Source organism: Pseudomonas weihenstephanensis, assembly GCF_016812185.1.
In the GTDB taxonomy this organism is placed as follows: domain Bacteria; phylum Pseudomonadota; class Gammaproteobacteria; order Pseudomonadales; family Pseudomonadaceae; genus Aquipseudomonas; species Aquipseudomonas weihenstephanensis.
On record NZ_JAAEBV010000005.1, the window covers coordinates 87048 to 112450 of the forward strand.

General features: G+C 54.7%; 18 protein-coding genes and 3 tRNA genes. 10 read left to right on the forward strand and 11 right to left on the reverse strand.

All coding sequences use genetic code 11. The features are described 5' to 3' along the window. The first annotated feature begins 92 nt into the window (after positions 1-92). From GYN01_RS16480 to fabI, 7 genes are all read left to right on the forward strand, one after another. Positions 93-1496 carry a transglycosylase SLT domain-containing protein gene (locus tag GYN01_RS16480; RefSeq protein WP_048363604.1) on the forward strand — a complete coding sequence of 468 codons (1404 nt, stop codon included), beginning with the start codon at positions 93-95 and terminating at the stop codon, positions 1494-1496. A 155-nt stretch (positions 1497-1651) separates the two neighbouring features. Next, positions 1652-3481, forward strand: coding sequence for an extracellular solute-binding protein (locus GYN01_RS16485; RefSeq protein ID WP_048399739.1), 1830 nt, complete (start codon positions 1652-1654; stop codon positions 3479-3481). Next, a complete protein-coding gene (locus tag GYN01_RS16490; protein WP_048399741.1) occupies positions 3478-5319 on the forward strand; it encodes an extracellular solute-binding protein in 1842 nt (613 codons plus the stop codon). The genes GYN01_RS16485 and GYN01_RS16490 overlap by 4 nt, the downstream gene beginning before the upstream one ends. Beyond that, positions 5320-6393: a microcin C ABC transporter permease YejB gene (locus GYN01_RS16495; RefSeq protein WP_203307476.1), complete on the forward strand. Its 1074-nt coding sequence runs from the start codon at positions 5320-5322 to the stop codon at positions 6391-6393. 1 nt (position 6394) lies between these two features. Beyond that, positions 6395-7414, forward strand: a complete 1020-nt coding sequence (locus GYN01_RS16500; RefSeq protein WP_048363600.1) for an ABC transporter permease — start codon at positions 6395-6397, stop codon at positions 7412-7414. A gap of 1 nt (position 7415) precedes the next feature. Continuing rightward, positions 7416-9026, forward strand: coding sequence for an ABC transporter ATP-binding protein (locus GYN01_RS16505; protein ID WP_048363599.1), 1611 nt, complete (start codon positions 7416-7418; stop codon positions 9024-9026). A gap of 19 nt (positions 9027-9045) precedes the next feature. Further along, positions 9046-9840, forward strand: a complete 795-nt coding sequence (gene fabI / locus GYN01_RS16510; protein WP_003441378.1) for an enoyl-ACP reductase FabI — start codon at positions 9046-9048, stop codon at positions 9838-9840. A 391-nt stretch (positions 9841-10231) separates the two neighbouring features. Here fabI and GYN01_RS16515 read toward each other — a convergent pair whose 3' ends face one another. From GYN01_RS16515 to GYN01_RS16555, 9 genes are all read right to left on the reverse strand, one after another. Continuing rightward, positions 10232-12103 carry a SurA N-terminal domain-containing protein gene (locus GYN01_RS16515; RefSeq protein WP_048399747.1) on the reverse strand — a complete coding sequence of 624 codons (1872 nt, stop codon included), beginning with the start codon at positions 12101-12103 and terminating at the stop codon, positions 10232-10234. Positions 12104-12332: 229 nt separating this feature from the next. After that, positions 12333-12605 carry an HU family DNA-binding protein gene (locus GYN01_RS16520; RefSeq protein WP_003183171.1) on the reverse strand — a complete coding sequence of 91 codons (273 nt, stop codon included), beginning with the start codon at positions 12603-12605 and terminating at the stop codon, positions 12333-12335. A 149-nt stretch (positions 12606-12754) separates the two neighbouring features. Next, a complete protein-coding gene (lon, locus tag GYN01_RS16525) occupies positions 12755-15151 on the reverse strand; it encodes an endopeptidase La (protein WP_048363597.1) in 2397 nt (798 codons plus the stop codon). A gap of 163 nt (positions 15152-15314) precedes the next feature. Beyond that, positions 15315-16598 (reverse strand): ATP-dependent Clp protease ATP-binding subunit ClpX, encoded by a 1284-nt coding sequence (gene clpX, locus GYN01_RS16530; protein ID WP_048379377.1) that lies wholly within the window; start codon positions 16596-16598, stop codon positions 15315-15317. Positions 16599-16704: 106 nt separating this feature from the next. Further along, positions 16705-17346 carry an ATP-dependent Clp endopeptidase proteolytic subunit ClpP gene (clpP, locus tag GYN01_RS16535; protein ID WP_047276599.1) on the reverse strand — a complete coding sequence of 214 codons (642 nt, stop codon included), beginning with the start codon at positions 17344-17346 and terminating at the stop codon, positions 16705-16707. Between the two features lie 91 nt (positions 17347-17437). Beyond that, on the reverse strand, positions 17438-18748 hold the full coding sequence (gene tig / locus GYN01_RS16540; RefSeq protein ID WP_059763132.1) for a trigger factor: 1311 nt from the start codon (positions 18746-18748) through the stop codon (positions 17438-17440). A 403-nt stretch (positions 18749-19151) separates the two neighbouring features. Next, a tRNA-Leu gene (locus tag GYN01_RS16545) sits at positions 19152-19236 on the reverse strand. A 56-nt stretch (positions 19237-19292) separates the two neighbouring features. After that, a tRNA-His gene (locus GYN01_RS16550) sits at positions 19293-19368 on the reverse strand. A 41-nt stretch (positions 19369-19409) separates the two neighbouring features. After that, a tRNA-Arg gene (locus tag GYN01_RS16555) sits at positions 19410-19486 on the reverse strand. Positions 19487-19766: 280 nt separating this feature from the next. Between GYN01_RS16555 and folD the strand changes: the two genes are divergently transcribed. After that, complete coding sequence (gene folD / locus GYN01_RS16560; RefSeq protein ID WP_048363594.1) at positions 19767-20621, forward strand: bifunctional methylenetetrahydrofolate dehydrogenase/methenyltetrahydrofolate cyclohydrolase FolD; 855 nt, start codon at positions 19767-19769, stop codon at positions 20619-20621. Positions 20622-20737: 116 nt separating this feature from the next. Here folD and cysS read toward each other — a convergent pair whose 3' ends face one another. Next, positions 20738-22120, reverse strand: coding sequence for a cysteine--tRNA ligase (gene cysS, locus GYN01_RS16565; RefSeq protein ID WP_048399751.1), 1383 nt, complete (start codon positions 22118-22120; stop codon positions 20738-20740). Beyond that, positions 22114-23838: a glutamine--tRNA ligase/YqeY domain fusion protein gene (locus GYN01_RS16570; protein ID WP_203307477.1), complete on the reverse strand. Its 1725-nt coding sequence runs from the start codon at positions 23836-23838 to the stop codon at positions 22114-22116. The genes cysS and GYN01_RS16570 overlap by 7 nt, the downstream gene beginning before the upstream one ends. Positions 23839-24101: 263 nt before the next feature. Between GYN01_RS16570 and GYN01_RS16575 the strand changes: the two genes are divergently transcribed. Together GYN01_RS16575 and lpxH are read left to right on the forward strand one after the other, a co-directional pair. Beyond that, a complete protein-coding gene (locus tag GYN01_RS16575) occupies positions 24102-24605 on the forward strand; it encodes a peptidylprolyl isomerase (RefSeq protein WP_048363591.1) in 504 nt (167 codons plus the stop codon). Then, positions 24602-25345 (forward strand): UDP-2,3-diacylglucosamine diphosphatase, encoded by a 744-nt coding sequence (gene lpxH / locus GYN01_RS16580; protein WP_048363590.1) that lies wholly within the window; start codon positions 24602-24604, stop codon positions 25343-25345. The genes GYN01_RS16575 and lpxH overlap by 4 nt, the downstream gene beginning before the upstream one ends. Positions 25346-25403: the final 58 nt, after the last annotated feature.

Sequence of the window (25403 nt, forward strand, 5' to 3'; positions counted from 1 at the left end):
CGCGGTTGGCACAAAAATTCTGAACAGTTGACCGCGCCCCCCCTGCTTTCTAGAATCGCCCGACATTTTTGCCCGGATCTTACTTCCAGCCAATGTCGTCATCTATACGTAACTTCATCAAAACAGACACATTGACGCGTCTTGCGCAAGCCATCGCGCTGGCCGTGTCCGCTGTACTCGCGGGTTGTCAAAGCATGGATCAATCAGCCAAAACGGCCGAAAGACCCACGTTGAAACTGACCAAACGCATTCCTCAGGAGCCGATCTGGCTCAGCGAAAAACCCAGCCCTGTAGCCCCACAAGATGTGTGGGAGCGGATGCGTCAGGGTTTCAAGTTGCAGGAAGGCGTAGAAGTTAACCCGCGAATCGAACAACAGCGCCTGTGGTTCGCCAGCAACCCTTCGTTTCTCGAAAACGCAGGTGAGCGTGGCAGCCTTTATATTCACTACATCGTAGAGCGCCTCGAAGAACGCAACATGCCGCTGGAACTGGCTCTGCTGCCCGTCATTGAAAGCGCTTACAACCCGATGGCGTATTCCCACGCCAATGCCGTCGGTCTGTGGCAGTTCATTCCATCGACCGGCCGCTACTTCAACCTGCGCCAAACCCGTGCCTATGACGGGCGTAAAGACATCACCGCCTCAACCCTGGCGGCCATGAATTATCTGACCCGTCTGCATGACATGTTCAATGGCGACTGGTTGCTGGCGCTGGCGGCTTACAACGCAGGCGAAGGCACCGTAAGCCGGGCCATCGAACGCAACGAAAAGCTCGGTTTGCCGACGGATTACTGGAACCTGCCCCTGCCGCAGGAAACCAAAGACTACGTTCCGAAATTGTTGGCTCTGTCCCAAGTGGTAATGGCCCCTGAAGCTTATGGCATCAATCTGAACCCGATTGCCAACGAACCGTACTTCGAAATGGTTGAAATCAAACAATCCATGGACTTGTCCCGCGTTGCTGCGCTGGCCGAGATCGACGAAGACGAAATGTTTCAGCTCAATCCGGCTTACAAGCAACGAGCCACCACGGATGGCCCGCAGCATCTGCTGGTGCCGACCTCCAAAGCTCAGTTACTGACCACCAGCCTGTCCAACCTCAGACCTGATGAACTGATCAGCCTGCGCCCCAAAAAAGCGGTATTCGACAATGTGGCCAGCAACACGGCCGTGCGCCTTAACCGTAAGTACAAGGTCAAAAGTGGCGACAACCTGACCACCATTGCCAAGGCCAACAAGGTCAATGTCCGTGACTTGCAGCGCTGGAACAAACTGACCGGCAAAAACCTCAAGAGCGGCCAGATGCTGGTGATGCAGGACACGCGCAAACCCGCAGCCAGCAAGAAAGCCACCCAATACAAAGTGAAAAAGGGTGACTCGCTGTACATCGTCGCCAAACGCTTTAACGTCGAGATGCAACACCTCAAGCGCTGGAACCCTAACAGCGCCAAGGCACTCAAGCCTGGGCAAATGTTGACGGTTTCAAACCCACGCTAAGCGATTGCATAACAACACTGCGGGCAAGTTGACTCCTACATAAAACCAGGAAGCCACTTGCCCGCAGTGCTTTTTAGCGCAGCCTTTTTCCCGCAGATACAAGCTGTTACTGTAACCAAACCTAAGCCCAACGCCTGGATCGGATCTCTGACGTGATGCGTCCCCTCCTTTCGCTACTTATCTGCCTGGCCTTGAGCTTTCCTGCCCGCGCAACCCTCAGCGAAAGCCACGGTTATGCGCAGTTCGGCACACTCAAGTACCCGGCCACGTTCACCCATTTCGATTGGGTCAACCCTGATGCGCCCAAAGGCGGGACGCTCAAGGTCATGGCCTTTGGCACCTTTGACACGCTCAACCCCTATACCTTCAAAGGCACAAGCCCGGTATCTACCCCCAACTTTCTGCAATATGGGGTCAACGAGCTGAATGAAACACTGATGGCAGGCACTGGCCAGTACGCGCCATCAGGCGACGAGCCGACCTCCAGTTACGGGTTGATCGCGCAATCCGTGGAGTACAACGAGACACGCAGTTGGGTGGTGTTCAACCTGCGGCCTGAGGCGCGCTTTCACGATGGCACTCCGATCACGGCCTCCGACGTTGCGTTCTCCTACAACCTCTTACGCAAAGAAGGCCACCCGCAGTACCGCACTCATTTGCAAGAAGTGCAGCGGGTGGACATTTTGGGCCCCAAGCGCATACGTTTTGTGTTCAAACGCTCTGGCAACCCGCTGCTGATTCTGCGACTCGGCGAACTGCCCGTTCTGCCTGAGCACTACTGGGCCAAACGCGACTTCAAAGCCACGACCTTTGAACCACCGCTGGGCAGTGGCCCTTATCGGATCAGCAAAGTCACACCGGGCCGCCAAGTGGTCTTCGAACACGTCAAGAACTGGTGGGGCGCCAACCTGCCGGTCAATCGTGGCAAATACAATTTCGACCGGGTTGAGGTCGAGTTTTATCGCGACAGCGATGTCGCGTTCGAAGCCTTCAAGGCCGCAGAGTTCGACATCTACATCGAGCATCAGGCCAAGAACTGGGCCAACGGCTATAACTTCCCGGCCGTGCGCCGGGGGGATGTAATCAAAGCTCAAATCCCTCATCACATCCCGACTCAAACCCAGGGGCTGTTCATGAACAGCCGCCGCAGCACCTTCAATCAAACCAAAGTGCGTGAAGCGATGGGTTTGATGTTTGATTTTGAGTGGGCCAACAGGGCGCTGTTCAATGGGGCCTACCAGCGTGCAACGAGCTTCTACCCCAACAGTGATTTCTCGGCCAGCGGCATCCCGCAGGGCCACGAATGGTTAATGCTTTCACCCTGGCGCACACAACTGCCGCCCGAATTGTTTACCCAGGCTTTTCGCCTGCCACAGACCGAGGGGCGTGGCATCCCTCGCCAAACCCTGCGCCGTGCGCTGGGTCTATTCGCTGAGAGCGGCTGGAAACTCTCAGGCCAGCGCTTGCTCAATGCAGACGGCAAGCCGTTAACCTTCGAAATATTGCTGGTAAACCCCAACCTTGAGCGCATTCTGCAACCGTACGTGGAAAACTTGGCGAGCATCGGCATTGCTGCACGCCTGCGTACCGTCGACCGAGCACAGTACAAGCAGCGCCTGGACCAGTTCGATTTCGACATGATCCTCATGACCCTGGACCAAACCTTGAGCCCCGGTCTTGAGCAGTGGCAGTACTTCCACTCCAGCCAGGCCAACGTCAAGGGCAGTAAAAACTATGCGGGGGTGGCCAACCCGGTTGTCGATCAATTACTTGAAAAACTGCTGGCTGCACAAACCCGCGAAGAACAACTGGCCGCTGGCCGGGCACTGGACCGCGTCTTGTTGTGGCAGTACTACAGCATTCCTAACTGGTATCTGAACTATCACCGCCTGGCGTACCGCAACCGGTTCGCCTTCGTGACTACGCCGCCCTACAACTTGGGCCTGAGTGCGTGGTGGCTAAAGCCTACGGAGAAATCCCAATGATGCCTTTGCGTACATTGCTCAAGCCCCTCAGTGGCCTGCTATTGGCCGGCCTCAGTTGCCTGGCGCTCGCGGCGCCACAGCACGCGCTAACCCTGTACGACGAACCACCCAAATACCCGGCCAACTTCAAGCACGTTGATTATGTGAACCCGAATGCGCCAAAGGGCGGGACATTTCGCAAATCCGCCTTGGGGACTTTCGACAGCCTGAACCCGTTTATCAACAAAGGCGTACCGGCCGACAGCATCGACCTGACGTACGACACCCTGGCCCGCCAGAGCCTCGATGAACCCTTCACCGCATATGGCTTGATTGCGCAGAAAATTGAAAAGGCGCCCGATAACAGCTGGGTGCGTTTTTATCTGCGGCCCGAAGCCAAGTTCAATGATGGCCATCCCATTCGCGCTGAAGACGTCGTGTTCAGTTTCGATACGTTGATGAAAAACGGCTCGCCCTTGTTCAAGGGGTATTACAGCGACGTCGAAAAAGCGGTCGAAGAAAACCCGTTGCAAGTGACGTTCGTCTTCAAACACAACAAGAACCGCGAGCTGCCATTGATCCTCGGCCAATTGCCGGTGTTACCAAAACATTGGTGGGAAACCCGAGATTTCAGCAAGGGCAACCTCGAAATACCTGTCGGCAGCGGTCCGTACACCATCACTGAGATCAAGCCGGGGCGCTCGATTCGTTACGAACGCAACAAGAACTACTGGGGCAAAGACCTGCCCATCAACAAGGGCCTGTATAACTTTGACGCCATCACCATCGATTATTTCCGCGACAACAACGTGGCATTCGAAGCGCTCAAGGCAGGCCAATTTGACTACTGGTTTGAGATCAGCGCCAAAAATTGGGCCAGCGCTTATCACGTACCGGCGGTCAAACAGGGCCGTTTAATTAAAGAGGAAATTCGCAATGCCAACCCCACTGGCATGCAAGGCTTCATTTTTAATCTGCGCCGACCCATGTTCCAGGACATTCGTGTGCGCGAGGCGCTGAGCCTGTTATTCGACTTCGAATGGACCAACAAGCAGTTATTCAACGGTTCATATACCCGCACCAGCAGTTATTTCGAAAACTCGGAAATGGCCGCCAGCGCTCCGCCGACTGAAGAAGAGCTGGCAATTCTGGAGCCTTTGCGCGGGCAAATTCCCGATAAGGCATTTACCGAGGTATTCAAACCCGACGTCACCAATGCCACGGGCATGATTCGCGACCAACAGCGTCGCGCTTATCAATTACTGCAGGACGCCGGCTGGCGCATTGTTGACGACAAGATGGTCGATGCTCAGGGCAAGCCGGTGCGCATTGAGTTTCTAGTGGCGCAAACCGAATTCGAGCGCATTCTGCTGCCCTTCAAGCGCAACCTCAGCGACTTGGGCATCGACATGCAGATTCGCCGGGTCGATGTTTCGCAATACTTGAACCGTCTGCGCTCACGGGACTTCGACATGATTATCGGCAGTTTTCCGCAGTCCAGTTCTCCCGGCAGCGAGCAGCGCGAATACTGGGAGTCGCAAAGCGCCGAAAAACCCGGCAGCCGCAACTTCATGGGGCTAAAAGACCCTGCCATTGACCAACTCACCGAAGGTCTCATCCATGCCGATTCGCGCCAGAACCTGATCACTCATGCCCGCGCCCTGGACCGTGTGCTGCAATGGGGCTTTTACGTCATCCCCAACTGGCACATAAAAACCTGGCGCGTGGCGTATTCCAACCATATCGGCCACCCCACCGTGACCCCGTTGTATGACATCGGAATAGACACCTGGTGGGTCAAGCCCGATGTCGAACCGGTGACCTCCACCCAACCCACAAGCGAAAGCCTGGAGCCTTAGATGCTGGCGTATATATTCGGGCGACTGCTGTTGATCATCCCGACCCTGTTCGGGATCTTGCTGATTAACTTCATCATCATCCAGGCCGCGCCAGGTGGTCCGGTGGAGCAAATGATTGCCAAACTCGAAGGCTTCGACGGGGCGACCAGCCGTATCGCAGGCGGCGGCTCTGAGGTTTCAGTGGCGGGTTCCAACTACCGTGGCGCCCAAGGACTGGACCCGGCGCTGATCCAGGAAATCGAAAAAATGTACGGCTTCGACAAGCCCGCTCCCGAGCGCTTGTGGATCATGATCAAAAATTACGCCCACCTGGACTTCGGCGAGAGTTTTTTCAGGGATGCCAAAGTCATCGACCTGATCAAGGAGAAAATGCCTGTCTCCATCTCGCTTGGACTCTGGAGCACCTTGATCATGTACCTGGTGTCGATCCCGCTGGGTATCGCCAAAGCTACGCGACACGGCAGTCATTTCGACGTGTGGACCAGTTCGGCGATCATTATCGGCTATGCCATCCCGGCGTTCCTGTTTGCCATCTTATTGATCGTGGTCTTTGCCGGCGGCAGCTATCTGGACTGGTTCCCGCTACGCGGGCTGACCTCCAACAACTTCGACGAATTGAGCCTGGGCGGCAAAATCCTCGACTATTTCTGGCACCTGGCCTTACCTGTGACGGCATTGGTCATCGGCAACTTCGCCACGATGACCTTACTCACCAAAAACAGTTTTTTGGACGAGATCAACAAGCAATACGTGGTGACCGCCAAAGCCAAAGGACTGACCCATCATCGCGTGCTGTATGGCCACGTGTTTCGCAACGCGATGTTGCTGGTCATTGCCGGATTTCCATCAGCCTTTATCGGCATCTTCTTCACCGGTTCGCTATTGGTTGAGGTGATTTTCTCGCTGGATGGGTTGGGGCTTATGAGCTTTGAGGCGGCGATCAACCGCGATTACCCCGTTGTTTTTGGGACCTTGTTCATCTTCACCCTGGTCGGCCTGCTGGTGAAACTGATTGGCGACTTGTCATACACCCTGGTGGATCCGCGCATCGACTTTGAAAGCAGGGAGCATTGAGATGAAGTTATCGCCCCTCAATCGACGACGCTTCGCCCGCTTTAAAGCCAATAAACGCGGCTGGTGGTCACTGTGGATCTTTTTGGTGCTCTTCGGGCTGAGCCTGGGGGCCGAGTTAATTGCCAACGACAAACCGCTGGTGATCAGCTACGACGGCGAACTGTATTTCCCGGCCCTCAAACGCTACCCAGAGACTGACTTTGGCGGCGAGTTCCCACTGGAAGCGAACTACAAAAGCCCCTACATCCGCGAACTGCTGGCCAAGAAAGATGCCTGGGTGCTGTGGCCACCAATCCCCTATAGCTATCAGAGCATCAACTACGACTTGAAAGTCCCTGCCCCCGCACCGCCATCCGCTGAAAACTGGCTCGGCACCGACGACCAGGGTCGGGATGTGTTGGCCCGTGTGATTTATGGCTTCCGCATCTCCGTACTGTTTGCACTGACCCTGACTATTTTGAGTTCGATTATCGGCGTGATTGCCGGGGCGCTTCAGGGGTTCTATGGCGGCTGGGTAGACCTGGCAGGTCAGCGATTTCTGGAAATCTGGTCGGGCTTACCTGTCTTGTACCTGCTGATTATTCTTGCCAGTTTTGTGCAACCCAACTTCTGGTGGCTGCTGGGCATCATGCTGTTGTTTTCGTGGATGAGCCTGGTTGACGTGGTGCGGGCCGAATTCCTGCGCGGGCGTAACCTGGAATACGTACGCGCCGCCCGTGCCTTGGGCATGCAAGACATGGCCATCATGTATCGGCATATTTTGCCCAACGCGATGGTATCGACCATGACGTTCATGCCGTTCATTTTGACCGGTGCCATTGGCACTCTGACCGCACTGGACTTTTTAGGCTTCGGCCTTCCGCCGGGCGCGCCGTCTCTGGGCGAACTGGTGGCACAGGGCAAATCCAACTTGCAAGCGCCGTGGCTGGGTATCAGCGCCTTTGCGGTGCTGGCAATCATGCTCAGTTTGTTGGTGTTTATCGGTGAGTCCGCTCGCGATGCTTTCGACCCGAGGAAATGAGATGACGCAGGACAATCTGATAGAAGTGCGCGATCTTTCCGTGGAGTTTGTAGCCGGTGAGCAGCCACAACGCGTGGTGCAAAACATCAGCTTTGATATCAAGCGTGGCGAAACACTGGCGCTTGTAGGCGAAAGCGGATCAGGCAAGTCAGTCACTGCCCACTCCATCCTGAGACTGCTGCCCTACCCCATCGCTCGCCATCCCGGCGGTAGCATTCAGTATGCCGGGCAGGACTTATTGAGCCTGGACGAAAAAAAACTGCGCCATATTCGCGGCAATCGAATTGCCATGATTTTTCAAGAACCCATGACCTCGCTCAACCCCCTGCACAGCATTGAAAAACAAATCAACGAAGTGCTCGGCATCCACAAAGGGCTGTCAGGCAAGGCCGCCACTGAGCGCACGCTGGAGCTGTTGGAGCTGGTGGGCATCCCTGAGCCGCGCAAACGCCTCAAAGCCTTGCCACACGAGCTCTCCGGCGGCCAGAGACAACGTGTAATGATTGCCATGGCCCTGGCGAATGAACCCGAGCTGTTGATTGCGGACGAACCCACCACGGCGCTGGACGTCACCGTGCAGCTCAAAATTCTTGATTTGCTCAAGGATTTGCAGGCACGGCTGGGCATGTCGCTGTTACTGATCAGTCACGATTTGAACCTGGTTCGACGAATTGCGCACAGAGTATGTGTCATGCAGCGCGGTTGCATCGTCGAACAAGCATCGTGTGAACAGCTGTTCCGTTCACCACAGCATCCCTATACCCGGGAACTGCTCAGTGCAGAACCCCGTGGCGGCCCGGCCGATACCGTTGCGGGCCCGCCATTGCTGGAAGTCGAGAACCTGAAAGTGTGGTTCCCGATCAAGAAAGGACTGTTGCGCAAAACCGTTGATTACGTAAAAGCGGTCGACGGCATTAACTTCAGCCTGCCCCGCGGTCAAACGCTGGGCATTGTGGGGGAAAGCGGATCAGGCAAATCGACCTTGGGTCTGGCCATCTTGCGACTGATTGCAAGCCAGGGCGCGATTCGTTTCGAAGACAAACAGCTAAACTGCTTATCGCAAAAAGAAGTCAGGCCGTTACGACGGCAAATGCAGGTGGTGTTTCAAGACCCGTTTGGCAGCCTCAGCCCACGCATGAGCGTCAGCGAGATTGTGGGCGAGGGATTGCGTATTCATCAAATGGGCACCGCGCAAGAGCAGGAATCAGCAATTATTGAAGCATTGCGTGAAGTAGGTCTGGATCCGGAAACCCGGCACCGTTACCCTCACGAGTTTTCAGGTGGTCAACGGCAGAGAATCGCCATTGCCCGCGCATTAGTGTTAAAGCCAGCGTTGATTCTGCTGGACGAGCCAACCTCTGCGTTGGACAGAACCGTACAACGCCAGGTCGTCGAGCTCTTGCGCTCGCTGCAAGCCAAGTACAACCTGACGTATTTGTTTATCAGCCATGATCTGGCGGTAGTCAAAGCGCTGAGCCACCAATTGATGGTGGTCAAGCAAGGCCAAGTGGTCGAACAAGGTGATGCGCAACGTATTTTTGCCTCACCGCAACATGCATATACACAACAGCTACTGGAAGCTGCCTTTTTGGCACCAGTGGCTGTCGATTAATCTGATAGAGGAACAACACATGGGTTTTCTCGCCGGTAAGCGCGTCCTGATCGTCGGTGTCGCTAGCAAATTGTCCATCGCTTCTGGCATTGCTGCCGCCATGCACCGTGAAGGCGCTGAACTTGCTTTCACTTATCAGAACGAAAAGCTTAAAGGCCGCGTTGAAGAGTTCGCAGCAGGTTGGGGTTCCAACCCTGAGCTGTGCTTCCCTTGTGACGTTGCCAGCGATGAAGAAATCGCCAAGGTCTTCGAAGACTTGAGCAAGAAGTGGGACGGCCTGGACTGCATTGTTCACTCCGTAGGTTTCGCACCGGGCGACCAACTGGACGGCGACTTCACCGACGCCACCACCCGTGAGGGCTTCCGCATTGCTCACGACATCAGCGCCTACAGCTTCGTGGCCCTGGCCAAAGCCGGTCGCCCGATGATGAAAGGCCGCAATGGCAGCCTGCTGACCCTCTCCTACCTGGGCGCTGAGCGCACTATGCCTAACTACAACGTGATGGGTATGGCAAAGGCCAGCCTTGAAGCGGGCGTACGTTACCTGGCGGGTAGCCTGGGCCCGGAAGGCACCCGTGTTAACTGCGTGTCAGCCGGTCCGATCCGCACCTTGGCTGCTTCGGGCATCAAGAACTTCCGTAAAATGCTGGCGGCTAACGAAGCGCAAACGCCGCTGCGTCGTAACGTCACCATCGACGAAGTCGGCAATGCTGGCGCCTTCTTGTGCTCCGACCTGGCGTCGGGCATCAGCGGCGAAATCATGTACGTAGACGGCGGCTTCAACACCACCGCAATGGGCAGCCTCGAGGAATAAACCTTCGCTGGCGCTCCATTAAAAACGCCCGGCGCAGTGATGCGCCGGGCGTTTTTCGTTGCAGGGGACAAGTGGGTTTTTGCACCGATCACAAGGGCGCGTATGACACGCGGTATTAAATGGTATTGATCACAGGCCATTTGATTGTCGGTGTTGGCGTTGCCGAATGGGTAGTTCGATTGCGAAGCAGTCGTAAACCCGATGACGGCGGTGCGCTTGACACACCAACCTGAATGATTTTACGACCGCTACGCCTGTGGACGTAGCCTCGCATTACTCGTCAACTGCTACAGGCTTAACCTGCCAGAACAGAGCACCGACATGCCTTCGCTGCCATAAAAAATGGCCGCTCATTGAGCGGCCATTTTTAGTGAAGCGCGTGATCCAACGCTTAGTAGCGCTCGACCTTCGCTTCGTTTTCCAACTGCTTGCGATACGCAGCAAAGTCTTGCTGGCCTGCACGCGAAGCGAGGAAGCGACGATAAGACGCTTTTTCCTCTTCAGTCGGCTTGGCGGCATCGTTGACACCGTTCAAACGCAACACAACCACACTGCCATCGGCCAAGGTCACACTGCCAAACGTCGGCTTGTCCTTGGCGGCAGGCTTAGGCATACGGAACACGGCTTGCAGCACGGCCGGGTCAATCCCGTCCTGACTACGCGCCACAGCCTCCTCAACCGTCCAAGACTGACCATCAATTGGCTCATTCAACGGCAACTTGCCATCACGCAGACCTTTAATGATGTCTTCAGCTTTGGTTTTGGCCGCCGCACTGGCGTGTTCTTTAACCAACTGAGCACGGATGCTTGAAGCAACGGCGTCCAGCGGCAACTGCTCTGGCTTGCGATGCTCTTTGACACGCAGCACAACAACTGTCTCAGGATCGAGTTCGATGGCGGTGCTGTTGGCACCTTCATCCATGACTTCGGTGCTGAATGCGGCTTGAACGACAGCGCGATTGGCGGCAACGCCCTCGCCCCCTTCACGGCCAAATGGCGCAGACGTATGAACTGTAAGCTTCAGCTCTTGAGCAGGCTGGGCAAGATCAGACGCTTCGAAAGCCGAATCTTCAAGCTGCTTGCTGGCATCGACAAAACGCTGCTCAACCTGTTGAGTCTTCAGATCACGCGTCAATTTGTCTTTGAGACTGGCAAAGCTTGGAACCTCGGGCGCTTCAACGTCCAACAGCTTGATCAGGTGATAACCAAAGCTGGTGCGCACAGGCTGCGATACTTGATCTTTGTTGAGCGCATACAGTGCTGTTTCAAAGACAGGATCGTAGACACCCGGCCCGGCGAAGCCCAGATCACCACCACTGGCGGCCGAACCCGGGTCTTGAGAGAACTCTTTGGCTAACGCCTCAAAGCTTTCGCCTTTATCCAGGCGCTGCTGGATTTCAGCAATCTTGGCCTTGGCTTGCTCATCGCTGACTTTGTCGTTGACCTCAATCAGGATGTGCGCAGCACGACGCTGCTCGGCCAGATTGGCGATCTCTTTCTGATACAACGCTTGCAGCTCTTCGTCCTTAACCGCCACCTGATCGAAAAAGGCTGACTTCTTCAATTCGATGTAGTCGATAACGACCTGATCAGGGGTCATGAACTCTTTTGCGTGCTCGTCGTAGTAAGCCTTAACTTCGTCATCGGTCAATTTCACCGCAGCCGGATCGGCCTTGATGTTCAACGAAGCGAAATCACGGGTTTGTTTTTCAAGACGGGCGAACGCGTTGACCTGTTCATCGGTTACAAAACCGCTGCCTGCCAAGCCGGCACGTACCTGACCGATCAACATTTCCTCAGCCAGCATGTCGCGAAATTGCAGGCGGCCGTAACCAAGCTGACGAATCACTTGATCGAATCGCTCAGGGCTGAATTTGCCATCCACCTGGAATTCAGGCGTTTGCAAAATAACCTGATCCAAGGCTGCTTCCGAGAAAGAGAACTTGGCCTGGTTAGCACCCTGGAGCAACAGCTTGCGATCAATCAACCCTTTGAGGGCCGCTTCACGCAGCATCTTCTCGTCCAGCAAAGAGGCATCAAAATCTTTGCCTAGCTGCTGCATCAACTGGCGACGTTGCATGTCGACAGCTTGGCTGAGCTCGGTTTGAGTGATCTCTTCACCGTTTACCTTGGCGGCATCCTTGCTGGTAGAGGTGGCTTGAAAAATGGCATCGAAACCGGTCAACGCCATTAACGCGACGATGACACCGATGATGGTCTTGGCAATCCAGCCTTGTGAATTGTCCCTGATATTTTGCAGCATGCTTCCCCCAGAAACGGTCTTACTTAATGAACAACCGTGGAGCGTGGGTAGAGTCCGGATAGAAGAAAGGCGCATCCGAGGATGCGCCTTCTCGTAACTGGCGGAGCGGACCGGGCTCGAACCCGCGACCCCCGGCGTAACAGATCGATGTTGACATCGACTGCACTACCGCTCCGCTGCCAAGCCTGGCGTGCGCCTGACCCGGTTGGGTAAAAGGTATTACAGAAACTTAGTTAACCGCTTCTTTCAGTGCTTTACCGGCTTTGAAGCCAGGTTTTTTAGCAGCAGGAATTTCCAGCGTTTTACCGGTCTGTGGGTTACGACCCGTACGAGCAGGACGATCGGTCACAGAGAAAGTACCAAAGCCAACCAGTACCACAGAGTCGCCAGCCTTAAGAGCGCCAGTGACGGATTCGATCACTGCGTCCAGCGCACGGCCAGCAGCAGCTTTCGGGATATCAGCAGATGCAGCGATAGCATCAATCAGTTCCGACTTGTTCACTCTAAGTCCCCTTATATCTATCTGAGAATGTTTCTAAAGTTTTTTTGGTAAAAGCAAAACGACTGCTGAAGCACTTACGGACACTTATTGAGCCGCTTTATAACAAGGGCTCTAAACAGCGTCAAGAAAGCCCATCAGGCGAATCCGTATTAATGCGTGCTAATTCTTTCCTTAGAGTCAGACTCGCGCTTGTCGTCCTTGGCAACAATCTCGGGAGCCACATCCGGCAAGGGCTCCGGCGCGTATTGCAGCGCAATTTGCAGGACCTCGTCAATCCATTTAACCGGTTTGATTTGAAGATCCTGTTTGATGTTGTCAGGAATTTCCTTCAGATCGCGGACATTTTCTTCTGGAATAATGACTGTCTTAATTCCGCCCCGATGAGCAGCCAATAATTTTTCCTTCAGGCCACCGATCGCCAATACCTGACCACGCAGGGTGATCTCACCCGTCATGGCGACATCCGCACGCACCGGAATCAGTGTCAGTGCGGAGACCAACGCCGTGCACATACCAACACCCGCGCTCGGGCCATCCTTGGGTGTAGCCCCTTCCGGCATATGGATGTGAACGTCACGTTTTTCGTTGAAATCCAATGGGATACCAAGGCTTTTGGCACGACTGCGAACGACCGTCAGCGCCGCCGTGATCGATTCGACCATCACGTCACCGAGCGAACCCGTCTTGATCAATTGCCCTTTACCCGGCACAACCGCCGCTTCAATCGTCAGCAATTCGCCACCGACCTGAGTCCAGGCCAAACCCGTCACTTGACCAATCTGGTCATGCTGCTCGGCCAGTCCATAACTGAATTTTCTTACACCCAAAAAGTGCTCAAGAAGGTCAGCGGTGACCGTAACGCAGAAGCGTTTCTCCATCACATGCTCTTTCACTGCCTTGCGGCAGATCTTGGCAATTTGACGCTCAAGGCCTCTAACGCCCGCTTCACGCGTGTAGTAACGAATGATGTCGCGAATAGCTTCGTTATCAAATGCCAGCTCACCTTTTTTCAGGCCGTTGGCCTCAATTTGCTTGGGCGCGAGGTACTTGACGGCAATGTTGATTTTTTCGTCTTCCGTGTAACCCGGCAAACGAATGACCTCCATCCGGTCCAACAATGCGGGCGGAATATTCATCGAGTTGGAGGTGCACAAGAACATGACGTCGGAAAGGTCGTAGTCGACCTCCAGGTAATGGTCGTTGAAGCTGTGATTCTGCTCAGGGTCGAGCACTTCAAGCAGTGCAGACGCAGGGTCGCCACGCATGTCACTGCCCATCTTGTCGATCTCGTCGAGCAAGAACAATGGGTTGCGAACGCCCACCTTAGTCATTTTTTGAATCAATCTACCGGGCATCGAACCGATGTAAGTACGGCGGTGACCGCGAATTTCTGCTTCGTCACGCACGCCGCCAAGGGCCATACGCACGAACTTTCGGTTTGTAGCGTGAGCAATCGACTCAGCAAGAGACGTTTTGCCCACACCTGGAGGCCCTACCAGGCACAAGACCGGACCACGAATCTTCTTCACGCGCTTTTGCACGGCGAGGTATTCAAGGATCCGCTCTTTGACTTCCTCCAGACCATAATGGTCTGCATCCAGGATGTCTTCAGCACGCTTGAGGTCAAGGCGAACCTTGCTCTGCGCCTTCCACGGCACCTGAACCAACCAGTCGATATAAGACCGCACAACCGTGGCTTCAGCCGACATCGGAGACATTTGCTTGAGCTTGTTCAGCTCAGCCAGCGCCTTGGTCATTGCATCTTTAGGCAGGCCTGCCGCGTCAATGCGCTTTTTCAGTTCTTCAATTTCATTGTGACCTTCGTCACCATCACCCAGCTCTTTCTGAATAGCCTTCATCTGCTCATTCAGGTAGTACTCACGCTGGCTGCGCTCCATCTGCTTTTTGACACGACCGCGAATACGCTTTTCAACTTGCAGCAGGTCAATCTCGGCATCCAGCAGGGCCAGGACGTGTTCAACCCGGGTTTGCAAATCGATGATTTCGAGAATTTCTTGCTTCTGCTCGATCTTGAGGGCCATGTGGGCCGCCATCGTGTCGACCAAGCGGCTTGGCTCATCAATGCTGTTAAGCGAGGACAGCACCTCAGCCGGGACCTTTTTGCCCAATTGCACATACTGCTCAAATTGAGAAAGCAGGCTGCGTACAAACACTTCAGACTCACGCTCTGGCGCTGCGGTCTCATCAATCAAAGAGACTTCAGCACTCAGATAACCTTCAGCCTGACCAAATTTCTCGACTGCACCGCGCTGCTCGCCTTCAACCAACACCTTGACGGTGCCATCTGGCAGCTTAAGCAGTTGCAAAACGGTGGCAATGGTACCCACACCATAGAGTGATTCAGCACTCGGGTCGTCGTCAGCAGGGTTTTTTTGAGCTAACAGCAAGATCTGCTTGTCGCCCGTCATCGCTGCCTCAAGGGCCTCGATCGATTTCTCGCGTCCCACGAACAGTGGGATCACCATGTGCGGATACACAACGACATCACGCAACGGCAGGAGAGGCAATTCGATGGTTGTCTTCATGATTTCGCCTCTACGGCGGCCATAAGGCCGTAATCAGATGGAAGTAAGCTTGAAGCCAAGATGGGGGCTGTCTCTAAAAAAAACAAGCGCTGAAGAGCAGGAAAAACAAAGGGGCCCTAAGGCCCCTTTGTTAACACGCACGATGTAACAAACAGCTACACAATTACGCGTCGGGTGCAGCCTTGGCAGTCGCTTCGTTGTTTTCATAAATCAACAACGGCTTGGACTTGCCTTCTATAACGCTTTCGTCGATCACCACTTTACTCACCTCGGACTGCGAGGGGATTTCATACATAGTGTCGAGCAAGACGCCTTCAAGAATCGAACGCAAACCACGAGCGCCTGTCTTGCGCTCAAGCGCACGCTTGGCCACAGCTTTCAAAGCATCAGCCCGGAACTCGAGATCAACACCTTCCATCTCGAACAGCTTGCCGTATTGCTTGGTCAAGGCGTTCTTCGGTTCAGTGAGGATCTGCATCAACGCAGCCTCATCCAGCTCGTCCAACGTCGCCAAAACAGGAAGACGGCCGACAAACTCAGGGATCAGACCGAACTTGACCAAATCGTCAGGTTCGACTTCACGCAGGGATTCGCCAACCTTCTTGCCCTCTTCCTTGCTGCGTACTTCGGCGCTGAAGCCGATACCGCCACGCGTCGATCGAGCCTGTACAACCTTCTCCAGACCCGAGAACGCACCGCCACAGATAAAGAGAATGTTGCGGGTATCAACCTGCAAAAACTCTTGCTGCGGGTGCTTACGGCCACCCTGAGGCGGAACGGAAGCAACAGTGCCTTCAATCAATTTCAACAAGGCTTGCTGTACACCTTCACCGGAAACGTCACGGGTGATTGAAGGGTTATCAGACTTGCGCGAAATCTTGTCGATTTCATCGATGTAAACGATGCCCATCTGGGCCTTCTCTACATCGTAATCGCACTTCTGCAGCAGCTTCTGAATGATGTTTTCGACATCCTCACCCACATAACCCGCTTCAGTAAGCGTGGTTGCGTCAGCGATTGTGAAAGGCACATTCAGCAGACGAGCCAAGGTTTCCGCCAGCAGGGTTTTACCCGAACCGGTAGGACCAATAAGCAGGATGTTGCTCTTGCCAAGCTCGACATCGTCGTTCTTTTTGTCACGCTGGTTGAGGCGTTTGTAGTGGTTATATACCGCTACAGCCAAAACCTTTTTGGCACGTTCCTGACCAATAACGTATTGATCAAGGATGCCGCTGATTTCTTTTGGCGATGGTAATTTATGCGCGCTGCTCTCGGCCTGGGCTTCCTGCACCTCCTCACGGATGATGTCATTGCACAGGTCGACGCATTCGTCGCAGATAAAGACCGAGGGGCCGGCAATCAATTTGCGCACTTCATGCTGGCTTTTGCCACAGAAGGAGCAATAGAGCAATTTGCCGTTGTCCTCGCCGTTGCGGGTGTCAGTCATTCGATCGATCCAAATCCGATAGGCTTGCAACACAAGATGAAGGCAACTGCGGGCTTTTTCAAGTCCGCAGGTGGTCGGTTAATCCAACCACCCACATTTGCGCTGCTTAAGCGGGCATTTGACGCTTGCTGAATACTGAGTCGATCAGGCCATACTCGGCTGCACGCTCGGCACTCATGAAGTTGTCACGCTCAGTATCACGCTCGATGGTCTCGAGTGTTTGACCCGTGTGATGCGCCAACAGCGAGTTCAAACGATGACGGATATTGAGGATTTCCTTGGCGTGAATGTCGATATCCGACGCCTGGCCCTGGAAACCGCCCAATGGCTGGTGAATCATCATGCGCGAGTTAGGCAAGCAGTGACGCTTGCCTGGTGCGCCGCCAGCCAACAGGAATGCACCCATGCTGCACGCTTGACCAATGCAGATGGTCGACACGTCTGGCTTGATGAACTGCATGGTGTCGTAGATCGACATACCTGCAGTTACCGAGCCGCCAGGAGAGTTGATGTAAAGATGGATGTCCTTGTCCGGGTTTTCGGCTTCAAGGAAGAGCAACTGCGCCGCAACCAGGTTCGCCATGTAATCTTCTACAGGGCCTACCAGGAAGATGATCCGCTCCTTCAACAGGCGCGAATAGATGTCATAGGCGCGCTCGCCACGGGCGGACTGCTCAACAACCATCGGGACCAAGCCGCCAGCGGCTTGAATGTCAGAGTTCTGCTGCATATAAGAATTGCGGGACATGTCCTGCAGTCACTCCCAAATAGTTCTGTCTTGAATACGCATAAGCCAGCGCGAGGCTGGCTTATGGTAGTGTTTTCCAACGAGTCCGAAATCAGTCGGCTTGTGGAGCTTCCACCGGCTTGACAGCTTCTTCGTAAGAGACCGACTTGTCGGTCACCTTAGCCTTCTGCAGAACAGTATCCACAACTTGCTCTTCCAGCACAACCGAACGAACTTCGTTCAATTGCTGGTCGTTTTTGTAGTACCAAGCTACAACCTGCTCTGGCTCCTGATAGGCGGAAGCCATTTCCTGGATCATTTCGCGAACGCGATCTTCATCGGGCTTGAGGTCGAACTGCTTAACCACTTCAGCCACGATCAGGCCCAGCACTACGCGACGCTTGGCTTGCTCTTCAAACAGCTCAGCAGGCAGTTGATCCGGCTTGATGTTACCGCCGAACTGCTGGACTGCCTGAACGCGCAGGCGGTCTACTTCGCTCGACAGCAGAGCCTTTGGCACTTCAATCGGGTTGGCAGCCAGCAGGCCTTCCATTACCTGATTTTTGACCTTGGACTTGATGGCCTGACGCAGCTCACGCTCCATGTTCTTACGAACTTCGGCGCGGAAACCTTCAATACCTGTCTCTTTAATACCGAATTGAGCGAAGAATTCTTCGTTCAATTCAGGCAGTTTTGGCTCAGAAACAGTATTCACAGTCACCGTGAACTCAGCAGTTTTACCTGCCAGGTCCAGGTTCTGGTAGTCCTCAGGGAATGTCAGGGTCAGAACGCGCTCTTCGCCTGCTTTGGCGCCGACCAGGCCATCTTCAAAGCCCGGAATCATGCGGCCCGAACCCAGTACCAGCTGAGTACCCTTGGCGGAGCCGCCTGCGAATACTTCACCATCAACCTTGCCAACGAAATCGATATTCAGTTGGTCTTCGTTCTGAGCAGCACGCTCAGTCACTTCAAAGCGGGTGTTCTGCTTGCGCAGCACGTCCAGCATTTTGTCCAGGTCGGCATCAGCCACTTCAGCGCTCAGGCGCTCAACAGCGATGGTGTCCAGACCCGTGACTTCGAACTCCGGGAAAACTTCGAAAGTTGCGATGTATTCCAGATCCTTGCCTTTTTCGAACACTTTAGGTTCTACGGATGGCTGGCCCGCCGGGTTCAGCTTTTGCTCAACCACTGCTTCATAAAAAGAAGCCTGGATGATGTTGCCCAGCGCTTCTTGACGCGCATCAGCTTCGTAACGCTGACGGATCACGCTCATTGGCACCTTGCCTGGACGGAAGCCCGGGATCTTGGCCTTTTGGGCAGTCTGTTGCAGACGCTTGTTGACTTCAGCCTCAATACGCTCAGCTGGCACGCCAATGGTCATGCGACGCTCAAGAGCGGAAGTATTTTCAACAGAAACTTGCATGGATATTCCTCGTTGCACAGACGTTAGCCGGCCGTTTCCGACCCCATAATCAAGGGCATGCATTCTAGTGGGTCAAACTCAAGAAGTCACCCTACCGCATTCGTGCAAAGAAACAGCAGACACATTAATAAGGTGCAAACAATCATTTGCTTACCACCTCAGTACACATTTTTTACGCTCAAGCCCTAATTTAGAGGCTCAACAGATGCCACCCACTCACCCAGCAGACACCTGAGCACACCGTTACAAAAAACGAACGATGCGCTGCACGCATTAACGCAACACGTACAAAGCTAACCAGGAACGCATAACGAACCCGATAAATTAAATCGCCAGAACGAAAAAAGCGCAGCCCTTTTCAGGTGCTGCGCCTTTTTTCAGCTGGTAGATGAACTACCAAATTTGGTGCGGACGGAGAGACTCGAACTCTCACACCTTGCGGCGCTGGAACCTAAATCCAGTGTGTCTACCAATTCCACCACATCCGCATTTCAAACTTTTGAAGCAAAGACGCCAGATTATTAATCTGGCGTCTTTCTAAATATGGGGTGGACGAAGGGGATCGAACCCTCGACAACGGGAGTCACAATCCCGTGCTCTACCAACTGAGCTACGCCCACCATATTGCCTGTGTTGCCTTACTTGTGCCAAAGCTGCCTAATGGCGCACCCGGCAGGACTCGAACCTGCGACCATCCGCTTAGAAGGCGGATGCTCTATCCAGCTGAGCTACGGGCGCCTTATTAATCTGTATTCTGTGACGACTACAAACTAAGTGCTTTCAGTATCACTCAGCTAGACATCAACTTCGCTCTACCTTCTTAACCAGTGCTAGGCTGTGCCCGACAAGTGCGACGAATGTTATAGGTGAGTCGGGAAGTCGTCAACTCTTTTTTGAAAAAAGTTTAGAAATATAAAGGGGTTAGGGGAATAAGCAGACCAAGCGCCTTTGCCCTCACGCCACGGCATGCGAGAATGCACGCCCTTTTTCCACCCTTTTCGATGGTTAATCACGCGTAATGACTGCACAACTAATCGACGGCAAAGCGATCGCCGCCAGCCTGCGCCAGCAGATTGCCAAACGTGTCGCCGAGCGTCACGAGCAAGGCCTGCGCACTCCTGGTCTGGCAGTGATTCTGGTAGGCAGCGATCCTGCCTCCCAGGTTTATGTTTCGCACAAGCGTAAAGACTGCGAAGAGGTCGGCTTTCTTTCACAAGCCTATGACCTGCCTTGCGACACCACCCAGCAAGCACTGACCGATCTGATCGACCGCCTTAATGAAGACGCGAACATCGATGGCATCCTGCTGCAACTGCCATTACCTGAGCACCTGGATGCATCCAAGCTGTTGGAACGCATCCGCCCGGACAAAGATGTCGACGGTTTCCACCCCTATAATGTCGGCCGCCTTGCACAACGCATCCCTCTGCTGCGTCCTTGCACCCCTAAAGGCATCATGACCTTGCTGGAAAGCACCGGTCAGGATCTCTACGGGATGGACGCCGTCATTGTAGGCGCCTCCAATATTGTGGGCCGACCGATGGCGATGGAGCTGCTACTGGCAGGCTGCACCGTCACGGTCACCCACCGCTTCACCAAAGACCTGGCCGGCCACGTCGGCCGCGCCGACCTGGTTGTGGTTGCCGCCGGCAAACCGGGCCTGGTTAAAGGTGAGTGGATTAAAGAAGGCGCCATCGTGATCGACGTAGGTATCAATCGTCAGGCCGATGGCAAGCTGGTAGGCGATGTTGTGTACGAAACCGCCCTGCCCCGCGCCGGCTGGATTACACCCGTTCCAGGCGGTGTAGGCCCAATGACCCGTGCCTGCCTGCTGGAGAACACACTCTACGCAGCCGAAACCCTGCACGGCTAAGCGTCTAAAGCGGCATTGCCAACGGCACCTTCGGGTGCCGTTTTCATGCGCGCAGCTAAACGATCACCCAAACAAAAGCCCGCACTGGGCGGGCTTTAGTTCACAACACGAGCAACTTAGTCAGCCAGACGCCAAGTTGTCCCGCCTTTTCCGTCTTCAAGCACCACACCCATTGCGCTCAATTGATCGCGAATGCGGTCGGACTCAGCCCACTCTTTGGCCGCACGAGCGGCCAAACGCGCCTCGATCAAAGCGTCCACTTGAGCAGCATCCACCTTGCCTTGCGCGCCAGCCTGCAAGAACTCGTCTGCTTCGAGCTGCAATACACCCAGCACATCAGCCAACTGCTTGAGACGCGCAGCCAAACCCGCAGCCGCGTGCAGATCGGTTTCACGCAGGCGATTGATCTCGCGCACCATTTCAAACAGCACGGCGCACGCTTCCGGAGTACCGAAATCGTCGTTCATCACCTGGGTGAACCGCTCGACAAACGCTTCCCCACCCGCAGGCTCTGCGTTTGGCAGGCCTTTAAGTGCGTGATAGAAGCGCTCAAGCGCCGCTTTCGCGTCCTTAAGGTTGTCTTCGGAGTAGTTGATCGAACTCCGGTAGTGGCTGGACACCAGGAGGTAGCGCACCACTTCCGGGTGATATTTCTCCAGCACATCGCGAATAGTGAAGAAGTTGTTCAAGGATTTGGACATCTTCTCGCCATTGATGCGAATCATCCCGCAGTGCATCCAGGCATTGGCGTAGGTTTTACCTGTCGCTGCTTCACTCTGGGCAATTTCGTTCTCATGGTGCGGAAACTCAAGGTCACTGCCGCCACCATGAATATCGAATGTCTCGCCCAAGCAGCATGTCGACATCACCGAGCACTCGATGTGCCAGCCCGGACGCCCCGGACCCCACGGTGATTCCCAACTCGGCTCGCCCGGTTTGACGCCTTTCCACAGTACGAAATCCAGCGGATCGTCTTTGGATTCATCAACCTCGATGCGTGCGCCAATGCGCAAGTCTTCGATCTTCTTGCGCGACAGCTTGCCGTAACCCATGAACTTGGCAACGCGGTAGTACACGTCACCATTACCCGGGGCGTAGGCATAGCCTTTGTCGATCAGGGTCTGAATCATTGCGTGCATGCCCGCAATGTGATCGGTGGCTCGCGGCTCCATGTCCGGTTTACGGATGTTGAGCCGCGCTTCATCTTCATGCATCGCCGCGATCATGCGCTCGGTCAGCGCCTCAAACGTTTCGCCGTTTTCACGGGCACGGTTGATGATCTTATCGTCGATGTCGGTGATATTGCGCACATAGGTCAAATCGTAACCACTGAAACGCAACCAGCGGGTCACCAGGTCAAAAGCAACCATGCTGCGGCCGTGACCAAGGTGGCAGTAGTCGTATACGGTCATGCCGCACACGTACATACGCACGTTGTTGCCATCCAGAGGCTTGAACACTTCTTTGCTCTTGGTGAGCGTGTTGTAGATCGTTAACACGAAGATTTCCTTAAAACTGACTCACTGGCCCACGAATCTCGCAAGGTCACAGTGCGATTGAATACCGGACGACCTGGCTTCGAATCCTTGATATCAGCGCAGAAGTAACCTTCGCGCTCAAACTGGAAACGGTCTTCAGGCTGTGCATTGCCCAGCGAAGGCTCTGCACGACAACCGGTTAAAACCTGCAGCGAGTCTGGATTGATGTTTTCCAGGAAGCCCGCGCCATCTTCAGCCTTTTCAGGGTTCGCAGAGCGGAACAGTCGATCATACAAGCGCACTTCACACTCGACGCTGGCTGCTGCCGGCACCCAATGCACCACGCCTTTGACCTTACGGCCTTCAGGGTTTTTGCCCAGGGTTTCAGGGTCGTATGAGCAATGCAGCTCAACGATGTTGCCATCGGCATCTTTGATGGCTTCGTCGGCACGAATCACGTAGCTGCCGCGCAAACGCACTTCGCCTGCTGGCTCCAGGCGCTTGTAACCTTTTGGCGGCTCTTCCATGAAGTCGTCACGGTCGATATAGATTTCACGCGCGAACGGCAACACGCGAACACCCATGTCTTCTTTCGGGTGGCACGGCAGCTCAAGGGTTTCAACCTTGTCTTCAGGGTAGTTGGTGATGATGACTTTCAACGGACGCAGTACGCACATGGCGCGCGGTGCGCTGTGGTCCAGGTCGTCGCGGATGCTGAATTCCAGCATGCCAAAGTCGACCACGCCGTCAGAACGGTTGGTGCCGACCATGTCACAGAAGTTGCGGATCGACTTGGGCGTATAACCACGGCGACGGAAACCCGACAACGTGGACATGCGCGGATCGTCCCAGCCATTGACGTGTTTTTCATCAACCAATTGCTTGAGCTTGCGCTTACTGGTGATGGTGTAGTTCAGGTTCAGGCGCGAAAATTCGTACTGACGCGGCTTGCTCGGCACCGGCAGATTGTCGAGGAACCATTCGTACAGTGGACGATGCCCTTCAAATTCCAGGGTGCAGATCGAGTGAGTGATGCCCTCGATCGCATCTGACTGACCATGAGTGAAGTCATAGTTGGGGTAGATGCACCACTTGTCACCGGTTTGATGGTGATGAGCATGGCGAATGCGATACAGGATCGGATCACGCAGGTTCATGTTGGGCGAGGTCATGTCGATTTTGGCGCGCAGTACGCGCTTGCCGTCTTCGAACTCGCCCGCTTTCATGCGTGCGAACAGGTCGAGGTTTTCCTCAACGCTACGCTCGCGGAACGGGCTGTTTTTACCCGGTTCGGTCAGGCTGCCGCGGTATTCCTTGGCTTGCTCGGGGGTCAGGTCGCAGACATAAGCCTTGCCCTCTTTAATGAGGTAAACCGCCCACTCATGCAGTTGGTCAAAATACTGCGAGGCATAGCGCACTTCGCCGGACCACTCAAAGCCCAGCCATTTCACGTCGCTTTCAATCGCGTCGATGTATTCCTGATCTTCTTTGGCCGGGTTGGTGTCGTCAAAACGCAAGTGCGTGACGCCGCCAAACTCTTGAGCCAGCCCAAAGTTCACGCAAATGGACTTGGCGTGACCGATGTGCAGATACCCGTTGGGTTCTGGCGGGAAGCGGGTCACGATCTGTTTGCATTTACCCGAGTCAAGGTCAGCCTGAACGATTGGACGCAGGAAATTGGCCGGGACAGCAGGGCCAGCCTTTGAATTCAGAGTGGTGTCGACAGTGGGCTTGCTCATAGGATCCTTGAACATAACGAGTGCGCGGCCTGGGGCGGCCGACTAAATCAAAGCGCCTATCATAGCCGATGCTGTCAAGTCACTGACAGAGCAGGCACGCAATCAGGCACCTTGAAATGCCTGCTTTTAATGCCCATATAGCAAAAACAGCATCGAAATGCCGGGCGGGCAGGCTAAACTCCGCCGCTGGGCCGTACCTTGGCCAAGAGCGGCAAGCCATACGCACACGCCCCACGAATTCATTAGATAGAGCGACAGCAACCATGACCCAAGTAAAACTGACGACCAACCACGGCGACATCGTGATCGAACTGAACGCTGAAAAAGCGCCGATCACCGTCGCCAACTTCATCGAATACGTAAAAGCCGGCCACTACGAAAACACCATTTTCCACCGTGTCATCGGCAATTTCATGGTTCAAGGCGGCGGTTTCGAGCCTGGCATGAAAGAAAAGAAAGACAAGCGCCCAAGCATCCAGAACGAGGCTGACAACGGCCTGTCGAACGACAAATACACCGTTGCCATGGCCCGCACCATGGAGCCGCATTCGGCATCTGCCCAGTTCTTCATCAACGTGGCTGACAACAGCTTCTTGAACCACAGCGGCAAAAACGTTCAGGGCTGGGGCTATGCCGTATTCGGTAAAGTCACCGCAGGCCAAGACGTTGTCGACAAGATCAAAGGCGTGTCGACCACCTCCAAGGCCGGTCACCAGGATGTACCCGCAGACGACGTGATCCTCGAGAAAGCCGAGATCATTGAGTGATACTGCTGATTTCAGACTTGCATCTGGAAGAGGAGCGCCCGGACATTACCCGGGCGTTTCTGGATTTCCTGACCGGGCGTGCGCGCTCGGCACAGGCGCTGTACATTCTGGGTGATTTTTTTGAAGCCTGGATTGGCGACGACGCCATGACGCCCTATCAGCGCTCAATCTGTGAGGCACTGCGCGCCCTGAGCGACAGCGGCACACCGATTTTCCTGATGCACGGCAATCGAGATTTTCTGCTTGGCCAGACCTTTTGCAAGGCCGCTGGCTGCACCCTACTCAAAGACCCGAGCGTGGTAGATTTCTACGGCGAACGGGTATTGCTGATGCACGGCGACAGCTTGTGCACCCGCGACGAAGCTTACATGCGCCTGCGACGCTACCTGCGTAATCCTGTGACGCTCTGGGTTTTGCGGCACCTGCCACTGAGCACCCGGCATAAACTGGCGCGCAAACTGCGCAGTGAAAGCCGTGCTCAGACCCGCATGAAAGCCAACGACATTGTCGATGTGACCCCCGAAGAAATCCCCCGGATCATGACCCAGTACGGCGTCCACACCTTGATTCATGGCCACACCCATCGCCCTGCGATTCACAAACTGCAAATCGGCGAGCACGCCGCCAAGCGCATTGTGCTCGGTGACTGGGACCGTCAAGGCTGGGTATTGCAAGTAGATGAGCAAGGCATGCAACTGATGCCGTTTGATTTTCAGCGGGCATTACCGCCCGCCGCTTGATCTCTGCAGGCACTGCCGAGGGCTGCTAGCGTTCAAAAGATCGCAGCTGTCGCCAGCG